This window comes from Loktanella sp. DJP18 (assembly GCF_049310965.1).
In the GTDB taxonomy this organism is placed as follows: domain Bacteria; phylum Pseudomonadota; class Alphaproteobacteria; order Rhodobacterales; family Rhodobacteraceae; genus Loktanella.
Map to the genome: position 1 here is coordinate 80,441 of NZ_JBMERN010000003.1, position 13,389 is coordinate 93,829.

The window sequence follows — 13,389 nt, forward strand, 5'->3', positions numbered from 1 at the left end:
GAACGATCCGCTTTCATCTGGCCAGATAAACTCAAAAAACGGCACCCCGACCCAGGTGCCGCATCACAAGGGGAGGCACGACATGACCATCAAGCTTCATTGCTTCGGCGAAAGCGGCAATGCCTACAAGGCCGCGTTGACCATGACATTGGCGGGGGTCGAGTGGGAGCCGGTCTTCGTCGACTTCTTCAACGGGGCCACCCGGACTCCGGCATTCCGCGCGCTCAACGTCATGGGCGAGGTGCCCGTCATGGTCGACGGCGATCTGGTGATCACCCAGTCGGCGGTCATTCAGGACTACATCACGTCCAAGACGTCCAAATTGGGTGGCAAGAGCGCGGACCAGCGGCGCGAGGTGCTGCGCTGGATGTTCTTCGACAATCACAAGGTCAGCGGCATGGCTGGACCCTTGCGGTTCAACACGAACTTCCTGCCCGAGGACAAGCGCAACGCCGCGGTCAACGACTTCATGCTGATGCGCCTGAAATCCGCGCTGAAGGTGATGGAGACGCATTTGGACGGTCGCAACTGGCTGGCGACGGACGAGTTGACCATCGCCGACATCGCCTGCTGTGGCTATCTTTTCTACACCGAACCCTTCGGGTTCGACCGCGCCGAATTCCCCAACGTCGACGCCTGGCTGGACCGCATCGCGGCCACGCCCGGCTGGAAACACCCCTACGATCTGATGCAGCGCGGCCTGCCGGCTGCCTGAAGAAAGGACCAAGACCATGACAGACGCCTATATCTTTGACGCCGTGCGCACCCCGCGCGGCAAGGGCCGCGCCGATGGTGCCCTGCACGAAGTCACCTCAGCGCGCCTCTCTGCCGGCGTGCTGAATGCGCTAAAGGAACGCAACAACCTGGAAGGTCACGCCGTGGAGGACGTGATCTGGGGCAACGTCACTCAGGTCGGTGAACAGGGCGGCTGCCTGGCGCGGACGGCCGTGCTGGCCTCGGACCTCGATCAGTCGATCCCGGGCCTTGCGATCAATCGTTTCTGCGCGTCAGGCATGGAGGCGGTGAACCTTGCCGCCAACCAGATCCGCGGCGGGGCCGGTCAGGCCTATATCGCGGGTGGCGTGGAAATGATGGGCCGTGTCCCGATGGGCAGCGACGGTGCGGCGATCGCCGTCGATCCCAGCGTTGCAATGGACACCTATTTCGTGCCGCAGGGCATTTCCGCCGACATCATCGCGACGGAATACGGGTTCAGCCGCGACGACGCCGACGCGCTGGCGGTGGAAAGCCAGCGCCGCGCCAAGGCCGCCTGGGACGACAATCGCTTTGCCCGGTCGATGATCACCGTCCGCGACATGAACGGCCTGCCGATCCTCGATCACGACGAATACATGCGTCCCGGCACCGACATGCAATCGCTGGGCGCGCTGAAGGCATCCTTCAAGGACATGGGCGAGGTGATGCCGGGTTTCGACAAGGTCGCGCTGATGAAGTATCCGCATCTGGAGCGGATCAACCACATCCACCACGCGGGCAATTCGTCCGGCATCGTCGACGGGTCAGCCGGCATCCTGCTGGGGTCGAAGGCGTGGGGCGAGGCGATGGGCCTGACGCCGCGCGCCGTCATCCGCGCCACCGCCAAGATCGGCACCGATCCCACGATCATGCTGACCGGCCCGGTGCCGGTGACCGAGAAGATCCTGGCCGACAGCGGCATGAGCATCGGCGACATCGACCTGTTCGAGGTGAACGAGGCCTTTGCCTCCGTCGTGCTGCGGTTCATGCAACGCTTCGACGTCGACCCGTCCGTGGTGAACGTGAACGGCGGGTCGATCGCGATGGGCCACCCGCTGGGGGCCACCGGTGCGATCATCATCGGTACCCTGCTGGACGAGTTGGAGCGGACCGGAAAATCGACCGGCCTTGCCACCCTGTGCATCGCATCCGGCATGGGTGCGGCGACCATCATCGAACGCGTGTGAGGATCAGACCATGACCGATTTCACCATGAAGACCGACACAGACGGCGTGGCCGTCATCACCTGGGACACCGTCGGCAAGTCGATGAACGTGATGAGCCAGCAGGGGTTCGCGGACCTCGATGCGCTGGTGGGACAGGCCTTGGGCGACGATGCCGTGAAAGGCATCGTCATCACGTCCGGCAAGGACGGGTCGTTTGCCGGGGGCATGGACCTGAACATCATCGCGCGCATGCGGGATGACAGCGACGATCCCGCGCAGGGGATTTTCGACGGTGTCATGCAGATGCACGGCGTCCTGCGCCGGATCGAGCATGCGGGAATGGACCCCAAGACCCTGAAGGGCGGCAAACCGATCGCCGCCGCCCTGCCCGGCACGGCGCTGGGCATCGGTCTGGAAATTCCGCTCGCCTGCCACCGCATCTTTGCCGCCGACAATCCCAAGGCCAAGATCGGCCTGCCGGAAATCATGGTCGGCATCTTTCCGGGCGCCGGCGGCACGACACGGATATCGCGCAAGCTGGGCGCGATGGCGGCAAGTCCACTCCTGCTGCAAGGCAAGCTGAACGATCCGAAGGGTGCGATGCGCGCGGGCATCGTGGACGAGGTCGTCGCACCGGATGAGCTGCTGTCCGCAGCCAAGGCCTGGGTCCTGCAAGCCAAGGACGCCGACATCGTGAAACCGTGGGACCAGAAGGGCTGGAAGATGCCGGGCGGCGCGCCCTATCACCCGGCGGGCTTCATGACCTTCGTCGGCGCCTCTGCCATGGTCAACGGCAACACGATGGGCGTCTATCCGGCGGCCAAGGCGCTGTTGAGCGCGGTCTATGAGGGCGCGCTGGTGCCGTTCGATACCGCGCTGAAGATCGAGGCACGGTGGTTCACCAATGTCCTGCTGAACCCGTCGTCGTCGGCCATGATTCGTAGTCTGTTCATCAACAAGGAAGCGCTGGAAAAAGGCGCCAACCGCCCCGACGTGGCCGACCAGACGGTCAAACAGGTCGGCGTCATCGGTGCCGGGATGATGGGCGCTGGCATCGCGCTGGTCAGCGCGCTGGCAGGCATCAAGGTCGTTCTGATCGACGCGCAACAGGAGGCCGCGGACAAGGGGAAAACCTACACCGCCGACTACATGGACAAGGGGATTTCGCGCAAGAAGGCGACGCCCGAGAAGAAGGAGCAGGTCCTCGGCCTGATCGAGGCGACCACCGATTACGCCGCGCTGAAGGACTGCGACCTGATCGTGGAGGCGGTGTTCGAGGACATGGGAGTGAAGGCGGACGTGACCGCCCGCGTGCAGGCGGTGACCGACCCCGATTGCATCTTTGCCACCAACACCTCGACCTTGCCGATCACGGAACTGGCGCAGGCCAGCAACGATGCGGAGAAGTTCATCGGCATCCACTTCTTTTCCCCCGTGGACAAGATGAACCTGGTGGAGGTCATTCGCGGCAAGGCGACCGGCGACGTCGCCGTCGCCAAGGCGCTGGATTTCGTGCGCCAGATCCGCAAGACGCCGATCGTGGTGAACGACGCGCGGTTCTTCTACGCGAACCGCTGCATCATTCCCTACATCAACGAAGGCATCCGCATGGTGAAGGAAGGGGTCAGCCCCGCCCTGATCGAGAATGCGGCCAAGCTGGTCGGCATGCCGCTGGGCCCGCTGCAACTGGTGGACGAGACCAGCATCGACCTTGGGGTGAAGATCGCCAAGGCGACCAAGGCGGCGATGGGCGACGCCTATCCCGACGGCGAGGTCGACGAGGTGCTGTTCTGGATGGCCGACAAGGGCCGGATGGGCCGCAAGTCGAAGTCGGGTTTCTATGCCTATGACGACGCGGGCAAGCGGCAGGGTCTATGGGCCGAGTTGGGTGCGCAATATCCAGTCGCGGACGACCAGCCCGATCTGGTGACGGTGCAACATCGCCTATTGTTCGCGCAGGTGCTGGAGGCGGTGCGCGCGCTGGAAGACGGGGTGCTGACCGACATCCGCGAAGGCGACGTGGGCGCGATCCTGGGCTGGGGCTTTGCACCCTGGTCGGGCGGCCCGTTCAGCTGGCTCGACATCATCGGCAGCCCCTATGCGGCCGAACGCTGCGATCAGCTGACGGCGCGGTTCGGCGACCGGTTCGCCTGCCCCGGCCTGCTGCGCGAGATGGCGGACAAGGGGCAGTCGTTCTACGGCCGCTTCGGACCCAAGGCCGAGAAGGCCGCTTGAGGGATTGCGCCGCGGCTACGGCCGCGTCGCGAAAGAGGGGGGCTAGCCCCCCTCTTGGCCTGAAGGCCAATTCACCCCCCAGGATATTTGGGACCAGAAGAAGCATGGGACCGGGCCGTAAGGTGCGGTCCTCTTGCGTTCAGGCGGCCGTGCAGAAGGCGGCACGGGCCGCTTGCGGGGCGATCTGACCGCGATCTTCCAACGCGAAGTATCGCACAAGCAGGTCAGCCTATGTGGCGTTCCGCGTGTCGTAGCTGTCTGCGGTTGTGGCAGCAACAGATCTGCCTGCGCCGGGTAGTGGAACAGGCACCGATGGTGGCAAGGACGATCTTGTCTTGGGCAAAGCGCAACGCGACCACTTCGATCGTTTCAGCGGGTGCCGTGCGATAGATGCCATTAAAACATTCGAGCGCGACGGCTGGGATCATCGGAAGGGAGCGCCGAAGACCGCCTCAGCCTTGTCGCAATGGGCAGGAAACTGGCATGGCAAGCGCCGTCAGTGCAATGGAACCCGAAGGCATTGTCTCGAACTGGTCAATGAAACCTGGCAGGATCGAAGCAATACTGAAATCGCGCGATATCGGCGGCGCAAAGGGTCGCGATCAGCGCGGCATCCGCATCGCTGTAGTAGCCACGCCAGTCGGGGTCGCGGTTGGACGCGTTTGCGCGCGTCAGATCGAACCGAAAGCCGAGGTGCGCAAAGACCGGGGCCAGATCCTCCTCTGCAGCCTCGATGCGAATGAAATCGGTGGCCTGCACCACGCCTGCGCCATCGGTGACGTAGCTGTCATAGGGCTGGGCCAGGATGCTGGCCACGGTCTGCGGATGATGGAGGAAACGGGGGAAGTCGTGGCATTGCGCCAACTTGACCGCGGGGTGTGCGAAGGACTGCACCCGCAGCCAGTGGTAGTAGCTGACCATCCGGTCCCAGGGATTGCGCACCAGGGTGAAGATGCGCCAGCCGGTCATGTCGCAGAACCCTTCGACATCGACGAACCGGCTGTGTTTCCAGAGCCGGCCCGGTGCAGTCAGCCCCGAAAGCCGGGCCTTGCGACGGCGGGCCTTCGGCGTGTCGCCGATCAGGATGTCGTCCTTCATCGCACGCGCCTCCAGCGCCAGTGCCATCGCCGTGCCCCCGGTCTTGGGGATGTGGAAGAAGGCATAGCGGCGGCCGGGCGACAGGATCATCCGCCCTCGACCGGCAGGGTGACGGCACGAACGGCCTGCGGCTGCGGCGCGCGCACGGCGATGATGACGCCCGCCCCGGCGATCAGCGCGAGTCCGAGCAGCGCCACCGCATCGGGCCATTCGCCCCACAGGATCGCGGCCCAGAGGGTCGCGAAGGCGAGGAGCGTATTTTCGAACACGGCGACAAGGGTGGCGTCTGCCAACTGGTAGGCCCGGATCGACAGGCCGACACCGATCAGCGATCCGACGCCCTGCACCAGCACCATCAGCCCGAACAGGCCCGACGGCCAGACCCAGCCGCGCGTGATAAAGCCGTCGGCACCGGGGGCCACGGCAGGCTGGATCAGCGCGATGACGACACATCCCGCAGCCCCGGCCACCAGCATGCAGCCAAAGAAGCCGCCCAATAGGGTCAGCGTCCCCTCGCCCGCGCACCAGCGCCGGGTCGCGATGTTGCCCAGCGCATAGGTCGCTCCCGACAGGACCGGCAGCAGGGTCAGCGTGGTGATGCCCGACTGGTCGGGGCGCAGCACCATCACGATGCCGAGGAAGCCGATCATCACCGCCGCGATCCGGCGGGGGCCGACGCCTTCGCCCCAGAACGCCCAGGAGAAGATCACCACGAACAGCGGTGCCGTGAACAGCCCCGCCACCACCTGCGCGATGGGCATCAGGCCGAGGCAGCCAAAATAGATCACCATCGCCACGCAGTTGAGGGTCGAGCGGGCCAGCACGCGGCGGGCGGACAGCGGGCGCAGGCGCACCCGCAAGATGGCCGCCACCACGCCCAGGACGATCAGCGCGACCACCGACCGCAACAGGTGGAACTGCCACAGCCCACCGGTCGCGGCGGCAAGACGGATGAAGTTGTCGATCAGCCCGAACAGGGCCATCGCGACCAGCACCAGCGGGATCGCCAGCCCCGGTCTGTTCACGTCGTCCATCACCGTCCCCATTGCCAAGCGTCATGCCCTGCCGCACTCTGTCGCAGACACGCGCAGACGTGAAGGGGGGACGACATGGGCTGGATGACGGACGAGAGCGGGCTGGACCGGGGACCCGCGAATTTCGTTGCCCTGACGCCGCTGACACACCTGCGGCGCGCGGCAGATGTCTTTGCCGAGCGCGCAGCACTGGCCTACGGCGACCGCGTCCTGACCTATGCGCAATACCACGCCCGCGTCAGCCGGCTTGCCGATGTGCTTGTGCACATGGGCGTCGCCCCGGGCGACGTCGTGTCCACCATCCTGCCCAACATTCCGGCGCAGTCCGAGGCGTCGTTTGCCGTGCCGGCCTGCGGGGCGGTGCTGAACACGATCAACACGCGGCTGGACGCGGATACCATCGCCTACATCCTTGCCCATTCAGAGGCGAAGGTCGTGCTGGTCGACAGCCAGTTCGTGCCGCTTGCCGAGGCTGCCTTCGCCCTGATGCAGACCCCTGCCCCGGCGCTGATCGAGGTGCCGGACGCCGTGGCCGGCATCGCCGCCACTGGGCGGCATCCTCTGTACGAAGACGTCATCGCCACCGGCGACGCAGGCTTTGCCTGGATCATGCCGCAGGACGAATGGGAGAGCCTCGCGCTCAACTACACTTCTGGCACCACCGGGCGGCCCAAGGGTGTCGTCTATCATCATCGCGGCGCCTATCTTGCGACGATGGGCAACCAGATCGCGTGGCGAATGCAGCTATTCCCGGTGATGCTGCAGATCGTGCCGCTGTTTCACTGCAACAACTGGACCCATACGTGGATGATGCCCCTGCTGGGTGGCACGGCCGTCTGCTGCCGCGACATCACCGCCGCCGCGATCTATGCGGCGATCGCGGATCACGGCGTCACCCATTTCGGCGGCGCACCCATCGTGCTGAACCTGATCGTAAACGCCGATGATGCCGACCGCCGCACATTCGATCACACGGTCGAGGTGTTCACCGCCGGCGCGCCGCCTGCCGCCGCCCTGCTGGCCGCCGTCAGCAAACTGGGGTTCAACATCACGCAGGTCTATGGCCTGACCGAAACCTATGGCCCGGCGACGGAGTGCATCTGGAACGCCGCCTGGGACGAATTGCCAGAGGACGAGCGGTCTGCCCTGAAGGCGCGCCAAGGCGTGCTGATGCCGATGATGGACGATATCGTGGTGATGGATGACACCATGCGCCCCGTCCCCCGCGACGGTGTCACGCAGGGCGAGATCATGATGCGCGGCAACGCCGTGATGAAGGGCTACTACAAGAACCCCGCCGCGACGCAGAAGGCATTCGCCGGCGGCTACTTCCACACCGAAGACCTCGCCGTGCAGCACGACAACGGCTACATCCAGATCACCGACCGGGCGAAGGACATCATCATCTCGGGCGGGGAAAACATTTCTTCCGTCGAGGTGGAAGGCGCGCTGATGCACCATCCCGCTGTCAGCCTGTGTGCCGTGGTGGCGCAACAGGATGACAAATGGGGCGAAGTGCCCTGTGCCTTCGTCGAGCTGAAGGCGGGGCGCACGGCGACCGAGGCCGAATTGATCGCCCATACCCGCAGCCGTCTGGCCGGTTTCAAATGCCCCAAGCGGGTGGTGTTCTGCGAATTGCCCAAGACCTCGACCGGGAAGATCCAGAAGTTCGAATTGCGCAAGTTGGCCGCAAAGGCACCGGCGACCCCCTAGGCGCGGCGTGGCGCTTGCCCTAGGCTGGCGGACAGGTAAAGACAGGCCCTGATGACCGCACTTTCGCAATACGACCGGCTGGAAAGCCTTGGCCTGTGGCGCGCATCGCGTGACGACCAGCGACGCGAGGTGATCGTGTCCTTCGGCAATGCGACGCTCGTGGTGTCGGACGGGGCCGGACGGCCGCTGTCGCACTGGTCCTTGCCGGCAGTGGCAAGACTGAACCCGGACGTGACGCCTGCCGTCTTCGCCCCGGGTACCGACGCCAGCGAATCGCTGGAAATCGACGATCCGATCATGGTCGACGCCATCGATTCCCTGCGGGGGCATCTGGTCAAGGTCAGACCGCGCAGGGGCCGGTTGCGGAGCGTGCTCACGGTCGCGATCCTGGCCGCCGTCGTCGGGGGCGGCGCAATATGGGGTCCTGCCCTGCTGCGCGATCAGGCGGCGGCGTCGCTGTCCGACCTGCGCCGGGCCGAGATCGGGGCAAAGGTTCTGGGTCACATGCAGGTCGGCATCGGGCCAGCCTGTCGTGGCGCGGCGGGTCGCGCCGCCTTGCAGAAGTTGCAGACCCGCCTGTTCGGTCCGAATTCCGCCGGTCAGGTCGTCGTGCTGCCCGGTGCGCTGCCATCGCCCGTCAATCTTCCCGGCGATCTGACGCTGATCGACCGCGCGACCCTGGTGCGGTTCGACGATCCGTTCATCATCGCGGGCGATGTCGTGGCCGCCCGCGCCGACCCGACGGACCCGGTGCAGGCCATTCTGCGCCACGCGGGCCTGCGGGCCACGGTGAACCTGCTGACCACCGGCACCCTGTCGGACGCCGTGCTGAACGCATACGCGCAGTGGCTGCTGTATCCCGGACCCGCCGCACTCGGGGAAAACCGGCTGATCGCGGCCTTTGCCAGCGCCCGGATCCCCTCCGCCCCCTATGCCACGGCACGCACGGCACGCGGGCTGGACGGCGCGCGCCTGATCACGGCCGACCCGCTGGCGGGACGCACGCCGGAACCGGTTCTGACGGATGCGGAATGGCTGCAGTTGCAGGCGGTCTGCGACACATGAAAATGGCGCGCCGGTTGGTTCCGGCGCGCCTGTCTGCTCGGACTTGCCTGCCTTGGTAAACTCAACTGCGCGGATAGGCGTTTGCGAACCCCATGCCGCGCACGAGGGTCAGCGCCTTGTCGAGATCGGTCGCGGACCGGAACGGCCCCGCCGCGATGACCTTGATGTCGCCGGACTTTGCCGACGCCACCGGAAGCCCCGCCGTCTGCAACCGTGCGATCAGGCGCGCCGCGTTCGCGGGGTCGCCAAAGCTGCCGACCTGCACATAACGGTGCCCGCCCGTCGCGGCGGCTGGGGCTTGCACGGCGACCGGCGCGACAGACCGGCTGCTGACGCTTGTTGAAACGCGCACCTGCCGCTGGGTCAGCCCGCGCTGCGGATTGATGCGGCCATCGTCCCAGACGCGGGCATAGCCTTGCGGCACCTGCGCCTGTGCTGTCGCGACCCGCGCGTTCGAGGCGGGGACGGGACCGGCTCCGAACAACGGCTTGGTCGACCGCGTCGATACGCCGGCAGACCGGACGCCAGTCGTCACGGCACGGGCGACCTCAACACCACCGGACGGAGACAGGGCCTGCGGTCCGCAGCGCACCGGATAGCGACCGTCCGAGGCGAAGCCGTCGATCCCGCAGGCCGAGGCAATCTGGGTCGTCGGCTGCGACACACGCACCCGCGGCAACGCTGCCACGGCCAGTGGGGCCGGCGGGTCGCATGCGATCGGCTGACGGGTTGCCGCGTTGATCAGGGGGACACCGGTCGCTGCTTGCCGGGCGCAGGCCGCCGCCAGCGTCAGGCGCAGCGCCGCCGGACCCGCCGAGGGGCGCGGCACCGCCGCAGCGATCTGCGTGGTGCCACCGCAGTCGATGGGTTGGCGCGTCCTGGCGCTGATGAAGCCGTGCTGGATGCCCGTGCGTCCTTCGCAAGCCTCTGCCAGCGTGATGCGGCGAGGCGCAGGCGCGGCAGGCGGCGCCACGACACGCGGCGTGGGGGTCACGGCCGCCGTGCGAACGGGCCGGACCGGTGCCGGCTGCGGCGCTCGCACGACTGGAGAGGCTGCCGCGACGCGCTTGGTTGGGCGCGCGACGACGACAGGCGCGGCCAGCGGTGTCACAGGTGTCGGCTTTGCATCCACGGTGATGATCGGCACATTCGGCAACGGGTCCGGCGTCGGGGCCGCCGCCGCCCGCGTGGTCCCGGTCGGCTGGAAATTGCAAAGCTGCTGGCGGGCGCGGTCGACACGCGGGACCCAGTTCACGGCTCCGTCCATGCCAGCGCGCACGAAAGCACACCCCTTGCTGTCGACGTATTGTGTCCCGGTGAAGGAGCTGGGCGGGAATTCCGCCGGAATCGGCATGTTCTGCGCCACAGCCCCGGATACACCGCCGCCCGCCGCCATCGTGGCAGCCAAAGCGATCGCCTTGGCGAAACTGGTCGCAGACATGGACACCCCCACAAGATATTGTGGTAAGATCGCAAACAATACCCAGCAAGTAAAGTGATTACTGCCGCGGCTACGCCCTATTTGGTGCCGAACATCCGGTCGCCCGCATCCCCTAGTCCGGGAACAATATATCCATGCTCGTTCAGGCGTTCGTCTACCGCCGCTGTGACGATGGGCACATCGGGATGCGCCTCTTTCATACGGGCGATGCCTTCGGGGGCGGCCAGCAGGCAGAGGAACCGAATGTTCGTGGCCCCCGCCTTTTTCAGCAGGTCGATGGCCGCGACGGATGAATTACCGGTCGCCAGCATCGGATCGACGGCGATCACCATGCGATCTTCCAGCGCTTGCGGCACCTTGAAATAGTATTGCACCGGTTGCAGCGTTTCCTCGTCACGATACAGCCCAACGAAACCCACCCGCGCCGACGGCACGAGTTCGAGGATGCCGTCCAGCAAACCGTTGCCCGCTCGCAGGATCGACACCAGCACCAGTTTCTTGCCGTCCAGCACCGGCGCGTCCATCGCCTGCATCGGCGTCTCGATCCGTTCGGTCGTCATGGGCAGGTTGCGCGTGACCTCATAGGCCAGAAGCTGGCTGATCTCGCGCAGTAACTGGCGGAACCCGGCCGTCGAGGTCTCCTTGCGGCGCATCAGCGTCAGCTTGTGCTGCACCAGCGGGTGGGTCACATGGGTCAGATGTCCATCGTGGGCAGGGTCGGTCATGCGGTGGGCTCCAATCGCTTGAGGATTGCGTCGCGGGTCGCGACGTCACAGAAGGCGGCGTTCATCGCGGCGACATTCAGGTCGCGGAAATCGGCATTCTGCCAGCCGAATGTGCGCCGCAACCCTTCATACTCGGCCGTCATCGTGGTGTGAAAGAACGGCGGATCGTCGGTCGACACCGTGACCGACACGCCCGCGTCACGCAGTTTTTCGATCGGGTGCGCCTCCCATCCTCCGACGGCTTGCAGCACCACATTGGACCCCGGACAGACCTCCAGCGTGATGCCACGCTCGGCCAGATCGTCGACAAGGCGCGGGTCCTCGATCGCACGGATGCCGTGACCCAGCCGTTCGACGCCCAGCGCCAGCGTTTCCCTGATGCGCAGGGGGTCGCCCCATTCGCCGGCGTGGGCGGTCAGGCGCAGACCCGCCTCGCGGGCCAGATCGAAGCTCCAGGCGAAATCGCCGGGGCGGCCCTCCAGCTCGGCCCCCGCGATGCCGAAGCCGGTCAGGAAATCGCCCTTCGTCTCTGCTGCCACGCGGGCCGCCTTGCGGCAGGCATCGCGTCCGTGGTGGCGCACAGCGGTGGCGATGCCGCGCATCACGATGCCTTCGTCACGTTCCGCGTCCGCCGCCGCCTGCGCAATGGCGGCCAGATAATCCCGCCACGCGATCAGGTCGCCGCCACCGCAGAAGTCGGGCGACAGGAACGCCTCGGTGTAGATGACGCCGTGGAACGCGCTTTCGGTCAGGACGGCGCGGGTCAGGCGATAGAATTCCTCTGGCCCGGTCAGGACGGTGCAGGCCTCGTCATAGACCTTCAGGAAATGCGCGAAATCCCGAAAGACATAGCCGCCGTCGGCGTCGAAGATGCCTTCCAACCGCATCCGCTTTTCCTTGGCAAGGCCCTTGATGAAGTCGGGCGGTGCGGCCCCTTCGAGGTGCAGGTGCAGTTCGACTTTGGGCAGGTCACGCAGGCTCACAGGAACGACTTTCCGGGTCCGGTATGGGCGATGCCCAGATGGTCGGCCACGCTGGCGGCGACATCGACGAAGGCCACCAGCCCCAGTTCGCGCGCGCCCATGCCATGCACCAGCACCGGCACCCGTTCGCGGGTGTGGTCCGTGCCGGGCCAGCTCGGATCATTGCCGTGATCCGCCGTGACGATCAGCAGATCGCCGTCGCGCAGGCGCGGCAGCAGGTCGCCCAGCGCCGCATCGAACCACGCCAGATGCCCGGCATAGCCCGGAATGTCGCGGCGGTGGCCATAGACGCTGTCGAATTCGACGAAGTTGGCGAAGGTCAGAGACCCCTCCTCTGCCGCGTCCACGAGGTCGGACAGATGCCCCATCAGCGTCCGGTCGCTGCCCTTGCGCACCTCGTCGATGCCGCGCATCGAGAAGATGTCGCCGATCTTGCCGACCGCATGAACCCGCCGCCCCGCCGCCTGCGCATCATCGCAAATCGTGGAGCCGGGGGTCGCGATGGCGAAATCCTTGCGGTTGGGCGTGCGGTCAAAGGTGCCGTCCTGCCCGACGAAGGGCCGCGCGATCACGCGGCCGACCTTCATCGCGTGGACATACGGGGCGAGATCCTTGCACAGGGTCAGCAACCTCTCCAGCCCGAAGGTTTCCTCGTGCGCTGCGATCTGCAACACGGAGTCGGCCGAAGTGTAGACGATCGGCCAGCCGGTCTGCATGTGCGCGGCCGCGTGAGTGTCGATGATCGCGGTGCCGCTGGCGTGGCAGTTGCCCAGGATGCCGTCCGTCCTGGCCTTTTCGCAGATCAGCGCCGTCAGATCGTCGGGCAAGGCCGGCTGCGTGTTCGGAAAATAGGTCCAGTCCCAGGGCACGGGCACGCCCGCCAGTTCCCAGTGGCCGGATGGCGTGTCCTTGCCGGGGCTGACCTCGGTCGCGGCACCCCAGGCACCGGTCGGCACCGTGTCCAGCCCCGGCGTCGCGTCACCGCTGGCCAGACGCACGGCGGCCCCGAGGCCCAGCGCGTCCAGCACCGGCAGGCGCAGCGTTGTGTCCTGCGCGATATGCGCCACCGTATTTGCTCCGGTGTCGGGCAGGGTGCCGTTGAAGAAGGCGTCAGCATCGGGCGCGCCGCCGATGCCGACCGAGTCGATGACGACCAGAAATGCACGTGTCAT

Annotated in this window: 11 protein-coding genes; 5 read left to right on the plus strand and 6 right to left on the minus strand. The window is 66.2% G+C overall.

Annotation, left to right across the window (positions count from 1 at the left end):
• Positions 1–82: 82 nt before the first annotated feature.
• The 3 genes from ACOI1H_RS01580 to ACOI1H_RS01590 are packed head-to-tail and all read left to right on the plus strand — an operon-like array spanning position 83 to position 4,158.
• Positions 83–715 (plus strand): glutathione S-transferase family protein, encoded by a 633-nt coding sequence (locus ACOI1H_RS01580; protein ID WP_422434960.1) that lies wholly within the window; start codon positions 83–85, stop codon positions 713–715.
• Between the two features lie 16 nt (positions 716–731).
• The gene (locus ACOI1H_RS01585) at positions 732–1,943 is read left to right on the plus strand and encodes an acetyl-CoA C-acetyltransferase (RefSeq protein ID WP_422434961.1); all 1,212 of its coding nucleotides are present in this window, start codon (positions 732–734) and stop codon (positions 1,941–1,943) included.
• Positions 1,944–1,953: 10 nt separating this feature from the next.
• Positions 1,954–4,158, plus strand: coding sequence for a 3-hydroxyacyl-CoA dehydrogenase NAD-binding domain-containing protein (locus ACOI1H_RS01590; protein ID WP_422434962.1), 2,205 nt, complete (start codon positions 1,954–1,956; stop codon positions 4,156–4,158).
• A 534-nt stretch (positions 4,159–4,692) separates the two neighbouring features.
• Here ACOI1H_RS01590 and ACOI1H_RS01595 read toward each other — a convergent pair.
• Both ACOI1H_RS01595 and ACOI1H_RS01600 read right to left on the minus strand, forming a co-directional pair.
• A complete protein-coding gene (locus ACOI1H_RS01595) occupies positions 4,693–5,346 on the minus strand; it encodes a Type II secretory pathway, pullulanase PulA (RefSeq protein ID WP_422434963.1) in 654 nt (217 codons plus the stop codon).
• On the minus strand, positions 5,343–6,302 hold the full coding sequence (locus tag ACOI1H_RS01600) for a DMT family transporter (RefSeq protein WP_422434992.1): 960 nt from the start codon (positions 6,300–6,302) through the stop codon (positions 5,343–5,345). Before ACOI1H_RS01600 ends, ACOI1H_RS01595 begins: the two co-directional genes overlap by 4 nt.
• Before the next feature lie 63 nt (positions 6,303–6,365).
• Between ACOI1H_RS01600 and ACOI1H_RS01605 the strand changes: the two genes are divergently transcribed.
• Positions 6,366–8,003, plus strand: a complete 1,638-nt coding sequence (locus ACOI1H_RS01605; RefSeq protein ID WP_422434964.1) for an AMP-binding protein — start codon at positions 6,366–6,368, stop codon at positions 8,001–8,003.
• Between the two features lie 51 nt (positions 8,004–8,054).
• Complete coding sequence (locus ACOI1H_RS01610) at positions 8,055–9,068, plus strand: hypothetical protein (protein ID WP_422434965.1); 1,014 nt, start codon at positions 8,055–8,057, stop codon at positions 9,066–9,068.
• Between the two features lie 61 nt (positions 9,069–9,129).
• On the opposite strand, the gene ACOI1H_RS01615 is transcribed toward ACOI1H_RS01610, so the two are convergent.
• From ACOI1H_RS01615 to ACOI1H_RS01630, 4 genes are all read right to left on the minus strand, one after another.
• Positions 9,130–10,509, minus strand: a complete 1,380-nt coding sequence (locus tag ACOI1H_RS01615) for an SPOR domain-containing protein (RefSeq protein ID WP_422434966.1) — start codon at positions 10,507–10,509, stop codon at positions 9,130–9,132.
• Between the two features lie 77 nt (positions 10,510–10,586).
• Entirely contained in the window at positions 10,587–11,234 is a 648-nt protein-coding gene (gene upp / locus ACOI1H_RS01620; RefSeq protein WP_422434967.1) for a uracil phosphoribosyltransferase, read from the minus strand.
• Positions 11,231–12,217, minus strand: a complete 987-nt coding sequence (locus ACOI1H_RS01625) for an adenosine deaminase (RefSeq protein WP_422434968.1) — start codon at positions 12,215–12,217, stop codon at positions 11,231–11,233. The genes upp and ACOI1H_RS01625 overlap by 4 nt, the downstream gene beginning before the upstream one ends.
• A complete protein-coding gene (locus ACOI1H_RS01630) occupies positions 12,214–13,389 on the minus strand; it encodes a phosphopentomutase (RefSeq protein ID WP_422434969.1) in 1,176 nt (391 codons plus the stop codon). Before ACOI1H_RS01630 ends, ACOI1H_RS01625 begins: the two co-directional genes overlap by 4 nt.